This is a genomic window from Photobacterium aphoticum (assembly GCF_001029435.1).
Lineage (GTDB): Bacteria > Pseudomonadota > Gammaproteobacteria > Enterobacterales > Vibrionaceae > Photobacterium > Photobacterium aphoticum.
On sequence record NZ_LDOV01000025.1, the window covers coordinates 116,584 to 140,654 of the forward strand.

Below are 24,071 nucleotides of genomic sequence, written 5' to 3' on the forward strand. Positions count from 1 at the left end.
TATAATCCTAATCCAAGGCGGATGTATGATTGTTGTACCGCTGGACTTTGAAAATGTCAATTTTTGTACACCAATACGTGCGCTTGTTAATAACTTTGAATAAAAAAGTATAAATTTCTAAAAGCGTGTTAGCGGTCATGTAACGGCGTTTGTATTTGAATGTTACGGGGCGTATACTCGCGTTAGGTCTCTGATTCTGCTGATGCCTGATGCGATTACACAGTGTTTTTCATCGAGTAAGTGCGTGAAAAAAAGTGCTTTGCTCATCGGGGTGAGAAACAAATATGCAACATAATGTTGTTGAAATGTTAAGTTGACGGCCTGAGTAAGAAACGGAGAGTCATAACTATAAAATTGCTTCCTTCAACGGAGCTGAGTGGGCAATCACCGTGAAAGTAAATAAGCCAAGACCCGTCAACCTCGACCTACAGACGATTCGCTTTCCTTTGACAGCGATCGCGTCGATCATTCATCGCGTTTCGGGCGTGATCACCTTCGTCTCAGTAGCCATCCTTTTGTGGCTGCTGAATGTCTCTTTATCTTCCCCTGAAGGCTTTGCCAGTGCGCAAGGTATTGTTGATAGCTTCTTTGTGAAGTTTGTGCTGTGGGGCATCCTCACGGCGCTGTTCTATCACATTGTGGTGGGGATCCGTCATTTACTGATGGACATGGGATACTTTGAAGAGATGGAAACCGGTATCGCCAGTGCGAAAATCAGTTTCGCCATTGTGGCCGTCCTGTCTCTCTTTGCAGGAGGTTTAGTATGGTAAATAACGTATCTACCGTTGGGCGTAACGGTATTCATGATTTTATCCTGATCCGTGCAACAGCCATCATTCTCACTCTATACACCCTTTATTTGGTGGGCTTTTTTGCGTTTGGACCCGATATCACTTACGCCACCTGGACAGCCTTTTGGGGACAACTCAGTACAAAAGTGTTCACCCTTCTCGCCCTGTTGTCCGTATTGATCCATGCATGGATTGGTATGTGGCAGGTACTGACCGATTACATCAAGCCAGCGGCACTGCGTGCAGGCCTGCAATTTGGTGTGGTTGCGTTGTTGTTTGTGTACCTGTTTTCAGGTTTCTTTATTGTGTGGGGTGTGTAAATGAGTATTGCCGTTCGAGAGTTTGATGCCGTCGTGATCGGTGCGGGGGGCGCGGGGATGCGTGCCGCGCTGCAAATTTCTGAGCAGGGCCTAAAATGTGCGCTGCTGTCTAAAGTGTTTCCAACCCGTTCTCACACGGTCTCCGCGCAAGGCGGGATCACTGTGGCGTTAGGAAATTCCCATCCGGATAACTGGCAATGGCACATGTATGACACCGTCAAAGGGTCAGATTACATTGGCGATCAGGATGCCATTGAATACATGTGTAAAAACGGACCGAAATCCGTGATTGAGCTGGAGAAAATGGGACTGCCGTTTTCCCGCTTTGATAATGGCTCTATCTACCAGCGTCCGTTTGGTGGTCAGTCGAAAGAATTTGGTGGCGAGCAGGCCGCACGTACGGCAGCCGCCGCTGACCGTACCGGGCATGCCTTACTCCACACCCTGTATCAGCAAAATATTAAACACAAAACCACCATCTTCTCCGAGTGGTATGCATTGGATTTGGTGAAAAACCAAGACGGGGCAATCCTAGGCTGTACGGCATTGTGCATGGAAACCGGCGAAATTTGCTATTTCAAATCGAAAGCGACGATTTTAGCCACCGGTGGTGCAGGGCGTATTTATGCTTCTACTACGAATGCCCACATCAACACCGGTGACGGTGTCGGTATGGCGTTGCGTGCTGGCGTGCCAATGCAAGACATGGAAATGTGGCAGTTCCACCCAACCGGCATTGCAGGTGCGGGCGTTTTGGTGACCGAAGGGTGCCGAGGTGAAGGGGGCTATTTGCTCAATAAAGACGGTGAGCGCTTTATGGAGCGTTACGCACCGAATGCTAAAGACTTGGCTGGGCGTGATGTGGTTGCACGCTCCATGATGGTAGAAATCCGCGAAGGGCGCGGCTGTGACGGCCCATGGGGACCACACATTAAATTGAAAATGGATCATCTGGGTAAAGAGGTGCTGGAATCGCGTCTGCCCGGGATCTGTGAGCTTTCTCGTACCTTTGCCCATGTCGATCCGGTCAAAGAGCCGATCCCGGTTATCCCAACCTGTCACTACATGATGGGCGGTGTACCGACGCAGGTGTCGGGCCAAGCCATCAAGCAAAATGCCATGGGCGATGATGTGGAAGTACAAGGCTTGTTTGCCTGTGGAGAGATCGCATCGGTCTCAGTACACGGTGCGAACCGTCTGGGGGGCAACTCATTGCTTGATCTTGTGGTGTTTGGCCGAGCAACGGGTCTGCATTTGGGGGAAACCCTGTTGGCGCAAGCGGAAGCCCGTCCGGCGACTGAGTCTGACATTGAAGCCTCTCTGGCGCGTGTGAACCGTTGGAACAGCACCCAGAAAGGGGAAGATCCGGTTCAAATCCGCAAAGATTTGCAGACCTGTATGCAAAATAACTTCTCGGTTTTCCGTGAAGGGGAAGCGATGGCGACGGGGCTGGAAGAGCTGAAAGTGATCCGTGAGCGTTTGCAGACAGCCCGCCTGGATGACACCTCCACCGAATTTAATACCCAGCGTATCGAATGTCTGGAATTGGAAAACCTGATGGAAACCGCTTACGCGACGGCGGTTGCTGCGAATTACCGGACAGAGAGTCGTGGTGCGCATGCCCGTTTTGATTTCCCTGAGCGTGATGATGCGAATTGGTTATGTCACTCCATCTACAACCCAGAAACCGAAGCCATGTCGAAGCGTAGCGTTAACATGACACCGGTTCATCGTGATGCCTTTCCGCCGAAAGCGCGTACTTACTAGGGGAGGACAAGAAAATGAATTTGAATTTTTCGATTTATCGTTACAACCCTGATGTCGACAACGCGCCTCACATGAAAGGTTACCACCTTGAAGTGCCGGATGGTTCTGACATGATGGTACTTGATGCCCTCATTCTGCTCAAAGAGCAAGATCCTAGTTTGTCGTTCCGTCGCTCATGCCGCGAAGGGGTGTGTGGGTCAGACGGGATTAACATGAACGGGAAGAATGGCTTGGCATGTATCACGCCACTGTCAGCGTTAACGGGCGAAAGTACGATTGTGATCCGTCCGTTGCCTGGGCTGCCGGTTATTCGTGATTTGATCATTGATATGGAGCAGTTCTATACCAATTACGCCAAGGTCAAACCCTTCTTGATTGACGATGGTGCGACGCCTCCGGCGCGTGAGAACCTACAGTCACCGGAAGATCGTGCCCATTTAGACGGCCTCTATGAATGCATTATGTGTGCGTGTTGTTCCACATCGTGCCCTTCATTTTGGTGGAATCCGGATAAGTTTATTGGTCCGGCTGGCTTATTGGCCGCTTACCGCTGGCTAATAGATAGTCGTGATACCGCAACAGACGCCCGTTTATCTGATTTGGATGACGCATTTAGCGTTTTTCGTTGCCATGGCATCATGAACTGTGTAAATGTTTGTCCTAAAGGGTTAAATCCAACAAAGGCGATCGGTCACATCAAATCGATGTTACTCAAGCGCGCAGTATAATTTAAAGCATTATCGATATGCTGGCTCTGAAGCCCTGCGAGGAGCCGGCTTTAAGTCCGATTTCGGGCAAGAATGGCGATAACTAGTGGTTAAGGGAAAACAATGCAGAACGGCGTTATGAAGACTTGGATTGAGTCTTCACACCTGGCTGGCGCCAATGCAACTTATGTAGAGGATCTCTACGAGTTGTATCTAAGCGACCCAGAATTAGTAGACGAAGAATGGCGTCACGTATTCAGTGATTTGCCGGTCGTGCGTGAGAATGTTGTGGAGCAGCCTCACTCTCGGGTTCGTGACTATTTCCGACGTCTCGCGAAAGAAACAACCTACTTAAGTGCTGCCGTCAGCGATCCAGACGTGGATGCCAAGCAGGTTAAGGTCTTGCAGTTGATCAACGCATACCGATTCCGTGGGCATCAGCACGCAAATCTCGATCCGTTAGGTTTATGGCAACAAGAGCGTGTGCCGGATCTCGACCCCGAGTTCCACAACCTGACAGAAGACGACTTCAACGAAACCTTCAACGTGGGTTCTTTTGCCATCGGGCAAGAAACCATGAAACTCTCTGAGCTGTATGATGCGCTGAAAAAGACCTACTGTGGGTCGATCGGTGCCGAGTACATGCATATCACTAACACCGAAGAAAAACGCTGGATTCAGCAGCGTCTTGAGTCGGTTGTTGGGCAAGGTAGCTTCAGCCAAGAAGAAAAACTGACGTTTCTGGACGAGTTAACGGCCGCTGAAGGGCTTGAGCGCTACTTGGGCGCCAAATTCCCGGGCGCGAAGCGTTTCTCGCTGGAAGGCGGCGATGCCATGATCCCGATGGTCAAAGAGCTGATCCGTTATGCGGGTAACAGTGGCGTACGCGAAGTTGTGATTGGTATGGCGCACCGTGGCCGTCTGAATATGTTGGTTAACGTATTAGGCAAAAAGCCACAAGACTTGTTTGATGAGTTTGCCGGTAAGCACGATGAAACGTGGGGAACGGGGGATGTGAAATATCACCAAGGTTTCTCGGCGGACTTTGCCACCCCAGGTGGGGATGTGCACCTTGTATTGGCCTTTAACCCGTCACACCTTGAGATTGTCAATCCTGTGGTGGTGGGCTCAGTACGTGCCCGTCAGGATCGTTTGGGCGATCAAGACGGCTCACAAGTGCTGCCAATTACCGTTCACGGTGACTCGGCGATTGCGGGTCAGGGCGTGGTGGCAGAAACCTTTAACATGTCGCAATCACGTGGTTACCGCGTGGGCGGTACCGTACGTATTGTGGTGAACAACCAAATTGGTTTTACCACGTCGAACCCGAACGATACCCGTTCAACCCAGTACTGTACTGACATTGCGAAAATGGTACAGGCACCGATTTTCCATGTGAATGCCGATGATCCGGAAGCGGTCGCTTTCGTGACGCGTATTGCGCTGGATTACCGCAACACTTTCAAGCGTGATGTGGTGATTGACTTGGTATGTTATCGCCGTCATGGCCATAACGAAGCGGATGAGCCGAATGCGACTCAGCCACTGATGTACCAAAAAATCAAAAAGCATCCGACGCCGCGTAAGATTTATGCTGATGCCCTCACCGACAAAGGTGCCATTGAACTGGAAACGGCAACGGCGTTGATCAATGAGTACCGTGATGCACTCGATCGCGGTGAATGCGTGGTCAAAGAATGGCGCCCAATGAAGCTGCATTCTGTCGACTGGTCACCGTATCTGGGCCACGACTGGATAGTTGATTGGGCCAATCAGTTTGATGCCAACCGCCTGCAAGAATTGGCGCAACGTGTGTGTCAGTTCCCGGAAAGTCACAAGCTGCAAAGCCGTGTTCAGAAGTTGTATAACGATCGTTTAGCCATGGCATCAGGCGAGAAAATGCTCGACTGGGGTATGGCGGAAACCTTGGCCTACGCCACGCTGGTGGATGAAGGTAATCGTATTCGTATTACGGGCCAGGACTCGGGTCGAGGCACGTTCTTCCACCGTCATGCGGTTCTGCATAACCAAGGCGATGCCAGCACCTATATCCCGCTGTCTAACATTCATGACAAGCAAGGCACCTTCCAGGTGTTTGACTCGGTGTTGTCAGAAGAAGCGGTACTGGCGTTTGAATACGGCTATGCCACCGCAGAACCGGGCGGCTTGACCGTATGGGAAGCACAGTTTGGTGACTTTGCCAACGGTGCGCAGGTGGTGATTGACCAGTTCATCAGCTCCGGTGAGCAGAAGTGGGGTCGTATGTGTGGCCTGACCATGCTGTTACCACACGGCTATGAAGGACAAGGCCCAGAGCATTCCTCGGCACGTTTAGAGCGTTACTTGCAATTGTGTGCAGAGCAGAACATGCAGGTAGTGATCCCATCGACACCGGCACAGGTTTACCACATGCTGCGTCGTCAGGTGGTGCGTCCAATGCGCCGTCCGCTTGTCGTGATGTCGCCGAAATCCTTGTTGCGTCACCCGTTGTGTGTGTCGTCAATGGATGAGTTGGCAAACGGAACCTTTCAGCCGGCTATCGGTGAGATTGATGCCCTGGATCCGAAGCAGGTGAAACGTGTGGTGTTCTGTTCAGGTAAAGTTTACTTCGACCTGTTAGAACAACGTCGTAAGAATGAGCAGACCGATGTGGCGATTGTCCGCATTGAACAACTGTACCCATTCCCGAAAGAAGAGGTAGAAGCGGCCATTGCCGACTACCAGCATGTCACTGATTTTATTTGGTGTCAGGAAGAGCCACAGAACCAAGGGGCATGGTATTCCAGCCAGCATAACTTCCGTTCCGCGTTGCCAGTGGGTGCGCAGTTGGAATACGCCGGTCGCCCAGCCTCTGCCTCACCGGCAGTAGGTTACATGTCGGTTCACTTGAAACAGCAAAAAGCGTTAGTAGAAGACGCATTAACAATAACGCAGTAAGAACTGGAACAAAAAGGACAAAACCGATATGACGATCGAAATTCTGGTTCCCGATTTACCTGAATCCGTTGCAGATGCGACCGTAGCGACTTGGCACAAGCAGCCAGGCGATGCCGTGACGCGTGATGAAGTTCTGGTTGATATCGAAACAGACAAAGTGGTGTTGGAAGTACCGGCACCGGAAGACGGTATTCTGGAAGCGATTCTTGAAGCAGAAGGCACCACCGTATTGACCAAGCAGCTGATTGGCAAAATCAAAGCGGGTGCAGTGGCGGGTGAGCCAACACAAGATGTTCCAGCCGAAGCCGAAGCGTCTCCGAATAAACGTAACACGGCGGCATTGGGTGAAGAAACCAATGAAGCCCTTAGCCCTGCAGTGCGCCGCTTGCTGAGTGAGCACGATATTGACGCTGCGGCAGTGAAAGGCACCGGTGTCGGTGGCCGTATTACCCGTGAAGATGTGGAAGCGTTCGTGAAAGAAGGCCCAGCCGCTGCGCCAGTAAAAGCGCCTGTGGTTGAAGCGAAAGCGGAAGCGCCATTGGCACACCGTAGCGAAAAACGCGTACCAATGACACGTCTGCGTAAGCGAGTGGCAGAGCGTCTGCTGGAAGCGAAGAACAGCACAGCGATGTTGACCACCTTTAACGAAGTGAACATGAAACCGATCATGGATCTTCGTAAGCAGTACAAAGACATTTTTGAAGAGCGCCATGGCATCCGTCTTGGCTTCATGTCTTTCTACGTGAAAGCGGTGGTCGAAGCGCTGAAGCGTTACCCAGAAGTGAATGCGTCCATTGATGGTGACGACATTGTGTATCACAACTTCTTTGATGTGAGCATTGCGGTGTCGACGCCTCGTGGTCTGGTGACGCCGGTACTGCGTGACTGTGACAAGCTGAGCTTGGCTGAAATTGAAAAAGGTATTCGAGATCTGGCGATTAAAGGTCGTGACGGCAAGTTAACCGTTGACGATTTGACCGGCGGCAACTTCACCATCACCAATGGTGGGGTGTTTGGCTCGCTGATGTCGACGCCGATCATTAACCCGCCGCAATCAGCGATTCTTGGCATGCATAAAATTCAAGATCGTCCAATGGCGGTAGATGGTAAAGTGGAAATCCTGCCAATGATGTATTTGGCATTGTCTTACGATCACCGCTTGGTGGATGGCCGTGAGTCAGTGGGTTACCTGGTGACCATCAAAGAGTTACTTGAAGATCCAACCCGTCTGCTACTGGATGTGTAATCGACCTGACGTGTAAATACGCACGTCGGTCAACCAACAGTAAGACGGCATCAAGGTCGGGTCGGCTCAACACCCGGCCTTGGTGGTACACCTGTACACGTAGAGGAAATACCCAAGAGTATTTCATATGGATATAACAAGCCCCGTAGGGGTATAAAATGGATAGAACATATGAATTTGCATGAATATCAGGCGAAGCAGCTGTTCGCCGAGTACGGTTTGCCGGTCCCTGAAGGTTATGCCTGTGATACGCCGCAAGAAGCAGCGGAAGCGGCAGGTAAAATTAGTGGTGATAAATGGGTCGTAAAATGTCAGGTTCACGCAGGCGGTCGCGGTAAAGCGGGCGGCGTTGAACTGCACGACACCAAAGACGGTGTGAAGACATTCGCACAAAAATGGCTGGGTAAAAACCTCGTGACGTACCAGACGGATGCGAACGGTCAGCCGGTGACAAAAATTCTGGTAGAAGAAGCCTCCAATATCGCCAATGAGCTTTACTTGGGCGCCGTTGTTGACCGTGCTTCACAGCGTATTGTTTTCATGGCCTCCACAGAAGGTGGCGTGGAAATTGAAAAAGTGGCGGAAGAAACTCCTGAATTGATCCACAAAGCCGCGATTGATCCTCTCGTGGGGCCACAGCCTTACCAAGGCCGTGAACTTGCCTTCAAACTGGGTTTGCAAGGCGATCAAATTAAGCAATTCACTAAGATTTTCCTCGGATTGGCAACCATGTTTGCTGATTACGATCTGGCGCTGCTAGAAATCAACCCACTGGTCATTACCGGTGAGGGTAACCTCCTTTGCCTTGACGGCAAAATCAACATCGACTCCAACGCGTTATACCGCCAGCCAAAACTGCGTGAAATGCATGATCCGTCTCAGGAAGATGAGCGCGAAGCCCATGCGGCGCAGTGGGAGCTGAACTACGTCGCACTGGACGGCAGCATCGGCTGTATGGTTAACGGTGCCGGTCTGGCCATGGGTACCATGGACATCGTGAACCTGCACGGCGGTCAGCCAGCCAACTTCCTTGATGTGGGCGGCGGCGCAACCAAAGAGCGTGTTACCGAAGCCTTTAAGATCATTCTTTCTGACAGCAACGTGAAAGCGGTACTGGTCAACATTTTCGGCGGCATTGTCCGTTGTGATCTGATCGCGGAAGGCATCATTGGTGCCGTGGAAGAAGTCGGCGTGAAAGTGCCTGTTGTGGTGCGCCTAGAAGGCAACAACGCGGTACTGGGTGCCGAGACGCTGGCGAAAAGTGGTCTGAATATCATTGCTGCGACTTCCCTAACGGAAGCAGCGGAAAAAGTGGTTGCTGCTGCGGAGGGTAAATAATGTCGGTACTTATCAATAAAGACACCAAAGTGATCTGTCAGGGCTTTACCGGTGGACAGGGCACATTCCATTCTGAGCAGGCGATTGCTTACGGTACACAAATGGTCGGCGGTGTATCGCCGGGTAAAGGCGGCACCACGCATTTGGGCTTGCCGGTGTTCAATACTGTACGTGAAGCGGTTGAAGTCACGGGCGCCACAGCCACTGTGATCTACGTGCCTGCACCGTTCTGTAAAGATGCGATCCTTGAAGCCATTGATGCGGGTATTGAGCTGATTGTGACCATCACAGAAGGTATCCCAACGCTGGACATGCTGGATGTAAAAGTGCGTCTGGACGAAGCGGGCGTACGTATGATTGGTCCGAACTGTCCGGGTGTGATCACGCCGGATGCGTGTAAGATCGGTATCATGCCAGGCCATATTCACAAGCCGGGTAAAGTCGGTATTGTGTCTCGCTCGGGTACGCTGACCTATGAAGCGGTGAAGCAGACGACGGACGAAGGTTTTGGTCAGTCGACCTGTGTCGGTATCGGCGGTGATCCGATCCCGGGCTCAAACTTTATCGATATTCTGGCGCTGTTTGAAAACGATCCGGAAACCGAAGCGATTGTGATGATCGGTGAAATCGGCGGCACGGCAGAAGAAGAAGCGGCAGCCTACATTAAAGAGCACGTGACCAAGCCCGTTGTGTCCTACATTGCGGGGGTGACAGCGCCTCCGGGTAAGCGTATGGGTCATGCGGGTGCGATTATCTCTGGCGGTAAAGGTACCGCAGAAGATAAGTTCCAAGCACTGGAAGCTGCAGGTGTTCGCACCGTGAAAAGTTTGGCCGACATCGGTAAAGCGTTGCGCGAAGCCACTGGCTGGTAAGTCTCTGGCTGTGATTATCGCTTAACGTGAATCTGCAATAAAAAACCCGCTAACTAAATAGCGGGTTTTGTTTTCTTTTGGTGGAGAGTACTTGCGGCGATTTAAATAAAAGCCTTTAGGCTTCAGAGCGCTTAAACTGACTCAGCATGAAAATCGCGGCTGCTGCAACCACCACTGACGGGCCGGCAGGCGTGTCGTAATACCAAGACATTGCCAAGCCGCCAAAGACCGCCAGAATGCCAATGATCGATGCCATAACCGCCATCACTTCTGGACTGCGCGCAAAACGGCGAGCCGTTGCGGCAGGAATGATCAGCAGGGAGGTGATGATCAGCGCGCCAACGAACTTCATCGCCACCGCAATCACCAAGCCCACCATCAGCATCAATAGCAGACGCATTAAATCGACATTAACGCCTTCTACCTGGGCTAAATCTTCATTGATGGTCATGGAGAGCAAGGGACGCCACAGAACAACCAGCATCGCCAGTGCAATGGCACCGCCGCCATAAATCCAGTACAGATCGTGAGTGGTCACTGCCAGTAAATCCCCGAACAGGTACGACATTAAATCGATGCGTACGTTATCGAGGAAGCTGACTGCAACTAGGCCCAGCGACAAGGCACTGTGGGCTAAAATACCGAGCAGGGTATCGGTGGCCACGACTTTTTGTTTTTGCAGGGTAACCAAAATAACCGCTAAAGCCAGACAGCAGATGATCAGCGCCAGATTTAAATTGATATTAAACAGGAAGCCCAGCGCGATACCCAGCAAAGAGGCATGGGATAAGGTGTCACCAAAGTAGGCCATTTTTCGCCAAACCACAAACGAGCCTAATGGCCCGGCCAGCAAGGCGATTCCGACACCGGCCAACAGGGCCGGCAATAAAAACTCAAGCATCGTGTTTCTCGTGTTGATGATCGGTGTGATGATCATGCTGACAAGGGCCAATCGGGCTACCTGACATGGCATGTTCATGATTATGATGGTGGTGGTACAACGCCAGTTGTTCCGTTTGTCTGCAACCAAACAGCGCCACGTAAGAAGGGTGGTTAGCAATGGTTTCCGGCTCACCGGAACAGCACACATGGTGTTGCAGGCAAATTACGTTGTCGGTTTTCGCCATCACCAGATGCAGATCGTGTGACACCATCAAAATGGCGCAGTTAAGCGAATCGCGCAGCGACTGAATCAAACTGTACAGTTCAAGTTGGCCGTTCACATCGACCCCTTGCACCGGTTCATCCAACACTAACAGATCCGGCTGTTGCAGCAGAGCACGGGCGAGCAGGACGCGTTGCATCTCACCACCAGAGAGGGAGTGCATGTTGCTGTGTTGCAGGTGCTTACCATTCACCATTTCAAGGGCGGTTAAGCGGTCGTCATTGCTGTAACGGCCCGCCAAGCGCATAAAACGATCAACGTTCAGAGGCAGGGCGTTGTTTAACGCCAGTTTTTGTGGGACGTAACCGATACGTAGCCCTTTCTGGCGTAACATTTTACCTGCGGTGGGTTTTTGAAGCCCGGTAATGACTTTGACAAGGGTCGACTTGCCGGCACCGTTGGGACCGATCAGGGTGGTGATTTGCCCGCGTTCTAGTTTCAGCGAGACCTGATCGAGCACATGGCGTTCGCCGAATGTGACGGTGACCGTTTGTAATTCAACTAAGGTAGTCATGATTTCTTTGCTTTCGAGATTTGCCAAAGTGAGATGTTATAATATAACATCTTCGCTCTTGTTGTCATTCATAACAAAATTTGGGGGATCTATTATGCGCCGTTTACTTCTTTCTTGCAGCACGTTGGGGTTGTTATTTTCCACACAAGTGCAGGCAGAAGCGCTGAATGTTGTGACCACGGTGAAACCGTTGAGCATGATCGTACAAGCTTTGACGAAAGATGTGACGACCAGTGAGACCTTGTTGCCTGCGGGCACCTCGCCACATGATTATGCGTTGCGTCCGTCTGATGCGCGTAAATTGCATGATGCGGATCTGGTGATTTGGGTCGGCCCTGAGCTGGAAAGTTTTTTGACAAAAATTTTGGATGGTCAGAGTAATGCCATGGCATTGACGGCACAAAAAGGGATCGATTTCCGTCATTACGGTGAAGCGAATGAAGCGACACACGATGATCATGCTGCCGATACGCACAGCGAACATGCTGACCATGACCATGCGCATGAGCATGAGCACCACGGCCATGACCACCATGGTCACAGTCACCACGGTATTGACCCGCATGTGTGGTTAGGCCCTGAATCGGCTGTGCAAGCGGCGAAGGTGATCACCGATAAGTTGGTGTCATTGGATCCTGAGTATAAGGCGCAATATGAAGCGAACCTGATTGCGTTCACGAAGGCAGTGAAATCAGCCACAGCGGAAATCAGTGCCTCCCTGAAACCGGTGGCGGATCACGGCTACTTTGTTTTCCATGATGGCTATGGTTACTTTGAAGAGGCGTTCCAGCTGAACAAACTGGGGCATTTCACCGTCGAGCCGGATCGTCGCCCGGGCGCGAAAACCCTGATTAATATTCGTGCCTCATTGAAAGATGCACAGGCACAGTGTGTGTTCAGTGAGCCACAGTTCACCCCTGCCGTGGTCAACAGCGTGGTACGCGGTACTGATGTAAAAGTGGGTGTGTTGGATCCGATGGCAACAGACATTCCCGAAGGGCCAAATGGCTACCCGCAGTACTTGCGTCAGTTAGGCCAGCATTTTGTAGACTGCTTGCAGTAAGACCCTTCAGGATGGTGCGTAAACGGGTTTTGCGCACCACCGGAATGCGATGTGACCCGCATTTGAGCACAATAAGCGTGTGCCTGTCGGGAAAATAAGACATTTCTTTGTAGTAACCCGCTGACTTAAAAGCATTTTTAACGCTATTATTTGAGCGAAAAACGTACTTCGGTACGTTTTTTTATGCATTCCCCCTCATTTTATAAATGCCAACTTAAATTCAAGCCGTTGATATTGCATAATGAGCATATCTTATCTACGTCCGGGTCTGAGTTTATTCAACGGCTATGTTCACACGGTTTACTGCATCCATTGTTTTGACGCTGGCACTCCTCATGAGTGCAGGAAACGCGTTGGCTTCGAGTCCTTTATTTTATCCTTTACCGGTAGAAAAACCGGGGGGCGCGGTGGTAGCCAGTAAAGTGTTGCAAGATACGCAGCGCGGATTGTGGATTGTTGATGCGCAAGGCACGCTGTATTTCTATGACGGCTTGTCGTTAAAGCTTGCCTTAGACAGTCATGGCCATGCGATTGATAACGTCAATGATGCCGCCATGGCCGGCAATAAATTGTGGTTGGTGCGCGGTAAGCACGCCTACTATTATGCGCCTGCGACGACAGAACTGTTGCGTCTGACCATCAGCCAAGTGCCGATGGAGTTTGTTGCCAGCGAAGGGGACACGATTTGGTTTGCTAACCGCCGTGGCCTGTACAAAATGAAAGAGGATGATCTGCAGCCGGCGTTCATTCCTTTTCAGCACCCGCTCAAACTACGCGGCCTGCATATTGAAGGGCAATCCGTGTTTGTGGCCGCGCAAAGCGGTTTGTATGAATTGGCTTTTAATGGCCCGTCTCAGTTCCAGCTGCATTTTCCTAAGCAACACATTACTGACGTCTTCCGTGATAATACCGGCACCTTCTGGTTTGGTAGTCTGAATGGTCTGTACAAAGGCCGTGATGGTGAGCGGGTTGAGTTCATCGGCGGGCGTTATGATTTGCCGATCTCGACGCTTCAGCAAACTGCCGACACCCTGTGGGTCGGCTCCAAGCAAGGTTTGTTTGCCATCGAGCTCGACACACAGCAGCAACAGCACTTTATGCCGTCTAAACACAACGATTATGCGCTGCCCGGTCAGCGGATCATTGATTTAGAGCGTGATAAAGCGGGCGGTTTATGGATCTCGACAGAAGAGGGGATCAGTTACTTACCGCAAGGGGCGGAATTGTTTCACCGCATTCGCTTTGGTGGCGGTCCGGATGAGATTAAAGCGCACCGCATTAATGATATTGTCTACACCAGCAACGGCACGTATTGGCTGGCGACGGATAATGGCTTGTTTGAGTTATCCGGCTCGTTAGAGATTTTGCGCCATGAACCCACGCTCGGGAATGTTGATAAAATCAGTGTGTGGCAACAAGAGTTGTGGTTACTGGCAGAGGGTGAGATTCGCATTTACTCTCGCAAAAAGCACACCTGGCGCCCATTGGGATTGCCGCATGGATCGGCTGAACATCCTATTACCAGCCTGAAAGTAGACCATTATGGGTCGCTTTGGTTAGGTATGAGGTCCCAGTTGTATCGCTACTGGCCGGATACGAAAGAGTGGATCTCGTTTGGGGAGCATTGGCTTAAAGATCCTATGGGTGATGAAAACGTCACGGTGATCTTTGAAGACAGTGAATACCAGATTTGGGTGGGGACAGATTATGGTCTGTACCAGTTTGAAGCCGGTCACCTTTATCTGGTCAATAACAGTGTGTCGCAGGGCGGGGTACGGGATCTGTATGAAGACCGCATGGGCCAGCTGTGGATTGCGAACCACTTTGGTTTGCAGTACTCCCAGACGTTATCCCCATTGGCGCTACAAAGCGTGCCGTTGTTGGGTGGCCGCGCCTACCCATTCTGTATTGTGGGTGACAATAACGGCGTGTGGGTCAGTACGACCCGTGGTCTGAGTTATTTGTCCTTCAATGCCCACCCACGCCGCCATTTTTCCGATACCGAAGGCTTGGTACCGAATGAGTTTACCGGGCAGGCGTGTCATCGTAATGATACGGGCAGTTTGTTGTTTGGTAGTCGTGAAGGGCTGGTGGATATTGAGCCGGAGACCTTACTGAGCAGTAAAGCTGCCGTGACACCGTTGGCGCTGAGTGAAGTACGGGTCAACAATACCTTGCACCAGTTGGGGGGCACCGCGACTAAGCCATTGATCCTACCATATGGTGCGATGGCGAGTTTTGAATTTAATATCACGGCCTTAAAAGGCCAGCCGCACTTTGATTACCGGTTGGTGAATGAAAGTAATGTGCCAACAGAATGGACGACCATCAATAGCCGTTTCCTGCTGTTAGAACCCTTGGCGCCGGGTAACTATTTGCTGGAAGTGAAAGACAGCCAGTTTGATGGCGGAGAAGTGATTCGTTATGCCTTTAGCGTTGAACGGCCGTGGTTCTTATCGACCTTGCTGATCGCCGGCGGTGTGCTGGTGGGTGGGGGTGTGCTGCTAGCCGCCTTGTATTGGCGCAGTCGCACCTTCAATGAGCAGAACCTGCAATTGAAGCAAGCGGTTTATCAGAAGACGGCCAAAATTGAATTGCAGAAGAAGCAACTCAACGCCAGTAACATGCAGCTTCAACGTATCTTGGAGATCCGCCAGAATGTGATGGCGCAGTTGTCTCATGAATTGCGTACCCCGTTGAGCTTGTCATTAAGCATGTTGGCGGGACTGAAAGACAAAATGCCGCTAATGAGCCAGTTTGATGTGGTGGAAAAAAATATTGCCCATTCCCTGCATGTGGCCGAGCAGTTGCTGTCGTGTGACGCACTGGCCTTGATTGAGCCGGAAAAACGGTGTGAACAACGGGTGGCACCGATCATTCAGGCCTGTTGTATCAGTTGGCAGGTGGAAGCCGAGAAGAAACAGATTGCCTTGTGTTTGGAAGATAACACCTCTCAGGTCAGTGTGTTCCTTGCGCCATATCATCTGGAAATCATGCTGGGTAACCTTCTGTCTAATGCATTGAAATATACCGACCGTAAAGGCGGGATCACGGTCAATGTGCGAGAAATGAAATCTCAGCTGGTGATCTCTGTCAGCGACACCGGCCGGGGGATGACAGAAGAGACCAAAGCCCATCTGTTTGAAAGTTATTACCAAGAAGATCCGGTCTTCAGCCCAGAAGCGGGCTTTGGCTTGGGCTTGAGTACCGTGAAGCAATTGGTGGAGCTGTACGAAGGGGATATTTCGGTGATCAGCTATCAGGGCGTCGGCAGTGAGTTCATTATTCGTCTGCCGATCTATCGCTCTGAGTTTGTCGGGGTAGACACCGCGTTAGAGCATGCCGATGGGGCTGAAACCAAACAAAACATTTTGATTGCCACGGCTGATGACATGATGAAAGAGACGTGGGCATCGTTGCTGAAAGCCGATTACCACGTTGTGTTTGTGGCGGATGGGTATGAGGCCTTGATTGCCATGTCCGATCAGGCCCCAGATATGTTGATCGCTGACATGTGCTTGCCGGGCTTGAGTGGGACGCAGTTGTTACAGCGCCTGGTGGAAGAGTTACCTGCCGATTACCAACCGCGTCTGATGCTGGTGGCAGAAGAAAACGATGTGGATCACGGTGAAGTGCTTTTGGCGGGCTGGGCACACGCGGTATTGAGTAAACCGCTCAATACCAGTCAGGCGTTTGTCGAAGTGAGCCGATTGTTACACAGTCTGAAAGCTGGCAATGCAGAAGACCATGGTGAAGAGCCGGTGAATACGGCTTGGCGTGATTCTGTCAAAGCCTTGGTGGCGGAACATTTCCACCATCCGGACTTTGGTACCTCTGCTGCCGCAAAAGCTTTGTTTATGTCTGAGCGCAGTCTGCAGCGTAAATTCAAGCAGGAGTTCGGTGTTGCCTTTAAGGATTACGTCACCCAGTTCCGTTTCACGCAGGCGGCCTTAATGTTGAAGCAAGGTGACCGTGTCGCGGATGTGGCCTTGGCGTGTGGATTTAAAGATCCGGCCTACTTCAGTGTGCGCTTTAAAACGCACACCGGCCAAACGCCTACGCAATACGCCAGTGGCTTTGTAAACCACGATATCACGGAAAGCTAAGTATCCTAGAAGGTTACGTGTCTTGATTGCAGCCAGCTGGTGATAGCGAAGCGTGAATAAACAGCCCAAGCGAATATGCTTGGGCTTTTTTATGCCTGTCGCATGCGGGAGGCAATCTGTGTGATGGCTTAGCGCTGTCAGAACGTGGCACAAAGGAGCATCAAGGAGCGCGAGAAAAAGGTGACATCATAAGGCGTGCGGGCCTGACAAAGCGTGATGTGACAAAGTCAGTGACAGATGAAAAACAGGAATATGTGTGTAGAAACGGGCAGGGAAATACGTCAGAGAGGGGCGAAAAAAAATGACGTGATATGGCCTCTCGACCATATCACGGGTGTCAAGGACACCTTCGCTTGCTGCTGGTTGATGGGGGAACCACCAACCATTGGAATAGGGTCTATCATCATCGAGCACCTATAGATGTCTATAAATGCGGTCAAACGTTGATGTTGCTTATAGTAACGTTATCTGATTGTGATAGTTATTAAATTGCCGCCAGTTTGCTGTGATTTCTCGCCATAATTTATAAGTCATTCAATATATTGACGTTTAATTGACGTTAATATTGTCAAAATTGTTGATATGCAACGAAATTGCAACTTAAACGAGATGTTTGTCAATAACGTAAACAAAGATCCCATTTATGGGTGTAATAAATTGATCTCAAACAATAATGAATGTGTTTCAATCTGTAACATCGTTAAGGGAAATGCTAATTGTTCTTATTTAGGGTGGCGTTTAAGCATGAAACTGTCAGATATGTCATGCGGTGTAGAAGGTGTGGTAACCGGAATGTCCGGGCTGACCTCCGCTACACGTAAAAAATTGATGGTGATGGGGGTATTACCGAATACGCCGATCAGTGTGGTGCGTGTCGCACCATTGGGCGATCCACTTCAGGTACGCGTGCGCGGTGTCGATTTGGCATTGCGTAAGACGTTAGCAGACAGCATTGAGGTGGAGATCAAATAATGCAGTACAACATCCTCACCGTGGGTAACCCGAACAGCGGAAAGACCACACTATTTAATGGCCTGACAGGTGCTAAACAGCAGGTGGGTAACTGGGCTGGGGTAACGGTAGAAAAGAAAACCGGTCGTTATGAGTGTGCGGGCGATAGCTTTGCCCTGACCGATTTGCCGGGCATTTATAACCTCGACAGCGCCAATGATGCTAACAGCCTGGATGAAGCCATTGCCTCGCGTGCGATTCTGACCACGGAAGCGGATGTGATCATCAACGTGGTGGATGCGTCTTGTCTTGAGCGTAGCTTGTACATGACGTTGCAATTACGTGAGTTGGGCCGCCCGATGGTGGTGGTACTCAATAAGATGGATGTGCTGGAGCGCCAGCGTCAGGTGCTGGACGTGAAAGGGCTGGAAAAAGCACTGGGTTGTCCGGTGATGACTTTGTCGGCGCACAACCAACAGAAAGTCGAAGAATTTAAAACCCATCTGCACAAAATGCTGGTGCAGGGGATTTCTGTGCATGACTTGTCATTGGATTACGGTGAGGCATTTGAACAGGCGATCAAGCAGCTTGAGCCGCTGGTCAGCAACCGTGAACTGAAGGCGCGTGCACAAGCCATTCGTATTCTTGAAAACGACACATTGATCATTCATGCCTTGTCGGATGAAGACAAAGGCATCGCTTGCAATGTGCGTAACCAGTTAATGGTGGATGTGGATCCGGATATCCAAGTGGCGGATGTGCGTTATACGTATCTGCACCACTTGTGTCAGAGCGTACGTCGTCAGGAAGGCAAATTAAGCCGCAGCCTCAGTGACAAAATCGATCAGGTATTGCTACATCGTGCTTTTGGTATTCCCTTTTTCTTTGTCGTGATGTACCTGATGTTCATGTTCTCCATCAACATTGGTAGCGCATTCATTGATTTCTTTGATATCAGTGTGGGCGCCATCTTGGTCGATGGTGGTCATTACCTGATGGATGGTCATTTACCGGTCTGGTTGGTGACGATTCTGGCTGACGGCATTGGCGGTGGTATTCAGACCGTCGCGACCTTTATTCCCGTGATTGCGTGTCTGTACCTGTTCCTTGCGATGCTGGAAAGCTCGGGCTACATGGCGCGTGCGGCGTTTGTACTCGATAAAGTGATGCAGAAGATCGGTTTGCCGGGTAAAGCCTTCGTGCCGTTGGTATTGGGCTTTGGTTGTAACGTACCGGCGATCATGGCAACCCGTACCCTAGAGCAAGAGCGTGAGCGTAAATTGGCGGCAGCCATGGCACCGTTTATGTCATGTGGTGCGCGTTTGCCGGTGTATGCTTTGTTTGCTGCTGCCTTCTTCCCTGAGAACGGTCAGAACGTGGTCTTTAGCTTGTACCTGTTGGGTATTGTGGCAGCCGTGATGACGGGGCTGATTTTGCGTCATACCCTTTATCCGGGCAGCAGTGACAGCTTCATTATGGAGTTGCCAGATTACGAATTGCCAACCATGCGCAACGTGGGGATCAAAACCTGGCAGAAGCTGAAGAAATTCGTGCTGGGTGCCGGTAAAACCATCGTCGTGGTCGTGGCGATTTTGAGCTTCTTTAACTCGTTGGGTACGGATGGTTCATTCGGCAACGAAGACAGCGCAAACTCGGTATTGTCGAAAGCGGCACAAGTGGTGACACCGGTGTTGGCGCCTATCGGTGTGAAAGCGGATAACTGGCCAGCGACTGTGGGTATCATCACCGGTATCTTCGCTAAAGAAGCCGTCGTGGGTACACTGAACAGCCTGTACGCTCCGGCAGCCGAAGATGACGGCGCAGAGTATGATCTGTCAGCCAGCCTGCACGAAGCGGTGAGCTCAATTGGTCAGAACTTGGCAGACATCAACTACTCTGATCCTTTGGGGATCACCGTGGGCGAGTTGAAAAACTTGGATGAAGCGGCAGCTGAGCAAGAAGTGGATACTTCGCTGTTTGGTAATATTCAGGCGCACTTTGTGAGTTCAGCGGCGGCCATGGCGTACTTGATCTTCATTTTGCTGTACACACCGTGTGCTGCGGCAATGGGGGCCTATGTACGAGAGTTTGGTAAGAAGTATTCTGCATTCATTGCGGGCTGGACCATGCTGTTGGCTTACACCTTTGCGACCTTGTTCTACCAATTAGCACACTTCATGGATCACCCGATGACCAGCATGTTGTGGATTGGCTTCTTTGTGTTGCTGAACCTAGGACTGATCGTGATCTTCAAACAGCAAGGCCGTAAACAAGCAAACACATTGGTGACATCACTATGATTTTACAGCAGCTAAAACAGTATATTGAGCAACAAGGTCGTATCAGCCGTTCCTCATTGGCGCACCATTTTGGGATGTCGGAAGACGGGGTAGAAGCGATGTTGGAGATTTGGATCCGCAAGGGGAAGATCGGACGCGAACTGGTTGGCTGCGGGAGTGATGGCTGCTGCCAAAGCGCGAAAGACATCTGGTATCGTTGCTTACAAGAGAACGAACTGTCAGTCACCGTGATGCGTGGCTAACCATTGGGCTTCAAGACAAAAGGCAACCTGCGGGTTGCCTTTTTTGTGTCTGCTGATTGTCGTTTGAGAACGGCCTGTCAGCGTTATACAGCAGCGTTTAGGCGGCGCTAAAGCCTTCAATCTGGCTCAGTTCTGCCTGTAATTCTTCGGCGAGAGCTTGCTGCACCTCTTCACTGCGTTGCGTGCCGTCGGTATTGCCCCATACCGGCCCCGGCCATGCGATATCGGTTTGGAAACGGGCAATATGATGAACATGTAACTGTGGCACCAAGTTGCCCAGTGCGCCCACATTGATCTTGTCTGCCTGATAGTCGTTCTCTAACAGCGCGGCAACGGCGCTGGATTCGCGCATAAGCTGGCACTGTTCTTCAAAAGGCAAATGGTGGATTTCCTTTAAATCGGCTTTGCGCGGTACCAAAATTAACCATGGCCCTAATGCTTCTTTTGACAGGAGTACCTGACAAAGAGGGAAATTGCCCAGTACCGTGGTATCTGCGGCCAGTCTCGGATGGAGTGTAAAGTGCATCGTAGTATTCCTAAATTGTATTATTCAGCTCACAGGCTGGGACATTACTCCCTACAGGAATCGCAGGGTGGGTTAGGATATAACAGTCAGGAACTGCATGGATGTCAGTAAGATAGTGTGAATAACGCACAGTAGCAATGTTTTCTCCTTTTTGCGGTCAGGTAAGGGCATCGAATAGGAAACGGGTATTGCTTACAGGAATAGGATAGGCGCCGTGGCGGGGATCGGCTGGCTAATCGAGCGAAGCTGATACGAGATGAAGAGCGTGATTTCAATGTAAGGAGCATGCTGATGACAACGGAATATCAAGAGGTGCTGGACTTTTGGTTCGGTGACATGAATGAGGAAGTCCCACTGTCTGACCGTAATGCATTGTGGTTTCAAGGCAATACGGAGACCGATGCGTTGATTGCGCGCCGTTTTCAACATCTGGTGAGTCTGGCGGGGACTGGGGCATTGAGCGCATGGAGCGAGACCCCAAAAGGGACGCTGGCATTAATTATTTTGCTCGATCAGTTTTCTCGTAATATTTATCGCGGACTCAGTGCGGCGTTTCGGTATGACGCACTGGCGTTGGCGCTGTGTAAGCGCGGGTTGGCGAAAAATCAGGACTTGCAGTTGTCACCGATTGAGCGGGTATTCTTCTATTTGCCACTGGAGCATTCAGAAGCACTGGAAGATCAGGAAGAGGCGGTCTTTCGTTTTGAGCGGTTACGACAAGCGGTGACCCCGGTAAATAGCGAGATGTTTGACGGTTTTTACCAGTATGCGGTTAGTCACCATGAAGTGGTCAAGCGCTTTGGCCGCTTCCCGCATCGCAATGCGGTGTATGGCCGATTATCAACCGAAGAAGAGTTGCATTGGTTGCTAGACGGCGGGCAGCGTTTCGGACAGTAAGGGAAGCGTTATTACGCGGCTGTTGAACGTTTCCAGAACCGTTCAAGAGATGCGCAATAAAAAAGCCTTCTCATTGAGAAGGCTTTGTCTTTTACGTCGTATTATCAGCGAGTGATATTACATACGCTCTAGGGTTTCGATACCTAGAAGATCCAGACCCTGCTTGATAGTCTTCGCAGTCAGGTTAGCCAGTTTCAGACGGCTTTGCTTCACTGCTTCTTCTGCGTTCAGGATTGGACATGCTTCGTAGAAGCTTGAGAACAGACCCGCTAGTTCGAACAGGTATGCACACATCACGTGTGGGTGACCTTCACGAGCAACGGTCTGTACCGCTTCTTCAAACTGAAGCAGTTTAGACAGTAGTGCCTGCTCTTTCTCTTCGGTGATCACGATTGGGTGAGTCAGTTCAGACAGCTCAACGTTCGCACGCTTGAAGATAGACGCAACACGGGTGTAAGCATACTGCATGTAAGGCGCAGTGTTGCCTTCAAATGCCAGCATGTTGTCCCAGTCGAAGATGTAGTCAGTAGTACGGTGCTTAGACAGATCCGCATACTTAACCGCAGCCATCGCAACCGTGGTCGCAATTTTCGCTTTCTCTTCCGCGTCAAGCTCAGGGTTCTTCGCTTCGATCAGCTGCTTCGCGCGCTCTTCCGCTTCATCCAGCAGATCAGCAAGACGTACTGTACCGCCTGCACGGGTCTTGAATGGACGACCGTCTTTACCCAGCATCATACCGAATGCGTGGTGCTCAAGAGATACAGACTCTGGCACGTAGCCCGCTTTACGCACGATAGACCAAGCCATCATCAGGTGCTGGTGCTGACGTGAGTCGATGAAGTACAGTACGCGATCAGCATGTAGCTGCTCGTAACGGTATTTCGCACACGCGATGTCAGTGGTGGTGTACAGGAAGCCGCCGTCACGCTTCTGGATGATCACACCCATAGGCTCGCCGTCTTTGTTCTTGTACTCATCCAGGTAAACAACCATCGCGCCGTCATCTTCGACTGCCAGACCTTTTTCTTTCAGATCAGCAACGATGCCTGGCAGCATGTCGTTGTACATTGACTCACCCATTACGTTCGCGTCAGTCAGAGACACGTTCAGGCGGTCGTAGTTACGCTGGTTTTGCTTCAGGGTGATAGCAACCAGTTGCTTCCACTTCTCTAGGCAGTACTCGTCGCCGCTTTGTAGACGAACTACGTAGTTACGCGCGGTTTCAGCAAACTCTGCGTCTTCATCGTAAAGCACTTTAGATTCGCGGTAGAAACCTTCCAGGTCGCTGATGTTCATGGAAACATCGCCACCTTCTTTCTCTTTACGCTCCATGTTCGCGATAAGCATACCGAACTGCGTACCCCAGTCACCCAGGTGGTTCGCACGGATCACGTTGTGGCCTAGGAATTCTAGGGTACGTACAACGGCATCACCGATGATGGTTGAACGTAGGTGGCCAACGTGCATTTCTTTCGCAACGTTTGGTGCAGAGTAGTCAACAATGATGGTTTGCTCGGCTTCTTTGTTCACGCCAAGACGTGAATCAGTCAGCGCCGCTTCACCTTGTTCAGCCAACCATGCTTTGTTTAGGAAGATGTTGATGAAACCCGGGCCAGCAATTTCTACCTTCTCAGCAATGCCGTCTAGGTCTAGTTGGTCAATCACTTTCTGTGCGAATTCGCGAGGGTTAGTGCCCAGCTGTTTGGCCACGCCCATAACACCGTTTGCTTGGTAGTCACCAAACTGCGCTTTGGCTGATTGGCGAACCGCAGCTGGACTTCCAGCAGGGGCACCAGCGGCTTCTAGCGCCTGAGAGACTTTATCATTAATGAGTGCTTGAATATTCACACGCTTATCCTTTAAATCGTTCGTTACGCCCGTCGATGCCGGCGAGGCAAAAGCGTCAACGTATTCAAGGTGTAACCGTCAAAAATAGTCACGAGCACAGGCCTATGCGAGATAGTCCTTAAGGGCTTTTGATTAACGTGAGTATTTTTGACGGGGCCGCCTCGCTAGGGAGGAGGTGGGGCATCTTGAATACATTGCTTGCATTGCCCTAATAATACCCACAATTTTAGGTCGTTTGGCAAGGTATAAAGCGGATAGTTGATGAATTTTTTTTATTGTTCGTCAACGTGCAAACCACATGCCATCACGCGACAGAAAAGGGTTGGGGATAACGGGGGCATGATGAGGGTGGGTGAGAAAAACTATCTGGTTGTTTCCGGGGCGAAGTTGTGGAAAATGTGGCGACCCTTTTTAGGGGCCACACAAGAAGGAAAGGGAACGCTGAGCGGCGTTTTCTTTTTTCTGAAGAATGTATAATTAT

General features: G+C 50.8%; 18 protein-coding genes. 14 read left to right on the top strand and 4 right to left on the bottom strand.

All coding sequences use genetic code 11. The annotated features are described in order from the left end of the window. Positions 1 to 389 precede the first annotated feature (389 nt). The 8 genes from sdhC (at position 390) to sucD (ending at position 9,978) form a co-directional block, all read left to right on the top strand. Positions 390 to 770 (top strand): succinate dehydrogenase cytochrome b556 subunit, encoded by a 381-nt coding sequence (sdhC, locus tag ABT58_RS13775; RefSeq protein ID WP_047874997.1) that lies wholly within the window; start codon positions 390 to 392, stop codon positions 768 to 770. Beyond that, positions 764 to 1,111 (top strand): succinate dehydrogenase, hydrophobic membrane anchor protein, encoded by a 348-nt coding sequence (gene sdhD, locus ABT58_RS13780; RefSeq protein WP_047874998.1) that lies wholly within the window; start codon positions 764 to 766, stop codon positions 1,109 to 1,111. The genes sdhC and sdhD overlap by 7 nt, the downstream gene beginning before the upstream one ends. Then, positions 1,112 to 2,878, top strand: a complete 1,767-nt coding sequence (sdhA, locus tag ABT58_RS13785) for a succinate dehydrogenase flavoprotein subunit (protein ID WP_047874999.1) — start codon at positions 1,112 to 1,114, stop codon at positions 2,876 to 2,878. A gap of 14 nt (positions 2,879 to 2,892) precedes the next feature. Next, positions 2,893 to 3,606, top strand: a complete 714-nt coding sequence (locus ABT58_RS13790; RefSeq protein ID WP_047875000.1) for a succinate dehydrogenase iron-sulfur subunit — start codon at positions 2,893 to 2,895, stop codon at positions 3,604 to 3,606. Positions 3,607 to 3,708: 102 nt separating this feature from the next. Beyond that, positions 3,709 to 6,522 carry a 2-oxoglutarate dehydrogenase E1 component gene (gene sucA / locus ABT58_RS13795; protein WP_047875001.1) on the top strand — a complete coding sequence of 938 codons (2,814 nt, stop codon included), beginning with the start codon at positions 3,709 to 3,711 and terminating at the stop codon, positions 6,520 to 6,522. 28 nt (positions 6,523 to 6,550) lie between these two features. Further along, positions 6,551 to 7,768 carry a 2-oxoglutarate dehydrogenase complex dihydrolipoyllysine-residue succinyltransferase gene (gene odhB, locus ABT58_RS13800; protein WP_047875002.1) on the top strand — a complete coding sequence of 406 codons (1,218 nt, stop codon included), beginning with the start codon at positions 6,551 to 6,553 and terminating at the stop codon, positions 7,766 to 7,768. 171 nt (positions 7,769 to 7,939) lie between these two features. Next, positions 7,940 to 9,106 carry an ADP-forming succinate--CoA ligase subunit beta gene (sucC, locus tag ABT58_RS13805; protein ID WP_047875003.1) on the top strand — a complete coding sequence of 389 codons (1,167 nt, stop codon included), beginning with the start codon at positions 7,940 to 7,942 and terminating at the stop codon, positions 9,104 to 9,106. Further along, entirely contained in the window at positions 9,106 to 9,978 is an 873-nt protein-coding gene (gene sucD / locus ABT58_RS13810) for a succinate--CoA ligase subunit alpha (protein ID WP_047875004.1), read from the top strand. The genes sucC and sucD overlap by 1 nt, the downstream gene beginning before the upstream one ends. 115 nt (positions 9,979 to 10,093) lie before the next feature. Here the strand turns inward: sucD and znuB are convergent, their stop codons facing one another. Together znuB and znuC are read right to left on the bottom strand one after the other, a co-directional pair. Further along, complete coding sequence (gene znuB / locus ABT58_RS13815) at positions 10,094 to 10,879, bottom strand: zinc ABC transporter permease subunit ZnuB (RefSeq protein ID WP_047875005.1); 786 nt, start codon at positions 10,877 to 10,879, stop codon at positions 10,094 to 10,096. Beyond that, positions 10,872 to 11,657 carry a zinc ABC transporter ATP-binding protein ZnuC gene (znuC, locus tag ABT58_RS13820; RefSeq protein WP_047875006.1) on the bottom strand — a complete coding sequence of 262 codons (786 nt, stop codon included), beginning with the start codon at positions 11,655 to 11,657 and terminating at the stop codon, positions 10,872 to 10,874. The genes znuB and znuC overlap by 8 nt, the downstream gene beginning before the upstream one ends. Before the next feature lie 94 nt (positions 11,658 to 11,751). Between znuC and znuA the strand changes: the two genes are divergently transcribed. From znuA to ABT58_RS13850, 5 genes are all read left to right on the top strand, one after another. Further along, positions 11,752 to 12,720 carry a zinc ABC transporter substrate-binding protein ZnuA gene (gene znuA / locus ABT58_RS13825; RefSeq protein ID WP_047875007.1) on the top strand — a complete coding sequence of 323 codons (969 nt, stop codon included), beginning with the start codon at positions 11,752 to 11,754 and terminating at the stop codon, positions 12,718 to 12,720. Positions 12,721 to 13,055: 335 nt separating this feature from the next. Continuing rightward, positions 13,056 to 16,826 (top strand): hybrid sensor histidine kinase/response regulator transcription factor, encoded by a 3,771-nt coding sequence (locus ABT58_RS13830; protein ID WP_158261746.1) that lies wholly within the window; start codon positions 13,056 to 13,058, stop codon positions 16,824 to 16,826. Between the two features lie 744 nt (positions 16,827 to 17,570). Then, on the top strand, positions 17,571 to 17,798 hold the full coding sequence (locus tag ABT58_RS13840) for a FeoA family protein (protein WP_047875010.1): 228 nt from the start codon (positions 17,571 to 17,573) through the stop codon (positions 17,796 to 17,798). Beyond that, on the top strand, positions 17,798 to 20,077 hold the full coding sequence (gene feoB, locus ABT58_RS13845) for a Fe(2+) transporter permease subunit FeoB (RefSeq protein ID WP_047875011.1): 2,280 nt from the start codon (positions 17,798 to 17,800) through the stop codon (positions 20,075 to 20,077). The genes ABT58_RS13840 and feoB overlap by 1 nt, the downstream gene beginning before the upstream one ends. Next, positions 20,074 to 20,319 carry a FeoC-like transcriptional regulator gene (locus ABT58_RS13850; protein ID WP_047875012.1) on the top strand — a complete coding sequence of 82 codons (246 nt, stop codon included), beginning with the start codon at positions 20,074 to 20,076 and terminating at the stop codon, positions 20,317 to 20,319. Before feoB ends, ABT58_RS13850 begins: the two co-directional genes overlap by 4 nt. A gap of 97 nt (positions 20,320 to 20,416) precedes the next feature. Here the strand turns inward: ABT58_RS13850 and ABT58_RS13855 are convergent, their stop codons facing one another. Further along, positions 20,417 to 20,845, bottom strand: a complete 429-nt coding sequence (locus tag ABT58_RS13855; RefSeq protein WP_047875013.1) for an HIT domain-containing protein — start codon at positions 20,843 to 20,845, stop codon at positions 20,417 to 20,419. A 291-nt stretch (positions 20,846 to 21,136) separates the two neighbouring features. Between ABT58_RS13855 and ABT58_RS13860 the strand changes: the two genes are divergently transcribed. Next, a complete protein-coding gene (locus ABT58_RS13860) occupies positions 21,137 to 21,742 on the top strand; it encodes a DUF924 family protein (RefSeq protein ID WP_047875014.1) in 606 nt (201 codons plus the stop codon). A 117-nt stretch (positions 21,743 to 21,859) separates the two neighbouring features. On the opposite strand, the gene argS is transcribed toward ABT58_RS13860, so the two are convergent. Continuing rightward, positions 21,860 to 23,590 (bottom strand): arginine--tRNA ligase, encoded by a 1,731-nt coding sequence (gene argS, locus ABT58_RS13865; RefSeq protein ID WP_047875015.1) that lies wholly within the window; start codon positions 23,588 to 23,590, stop codon positions 21,860 to 21,862. Between the last annotated feature and the right edge of the window lie 481 nt (positions 23,591 to 24,071).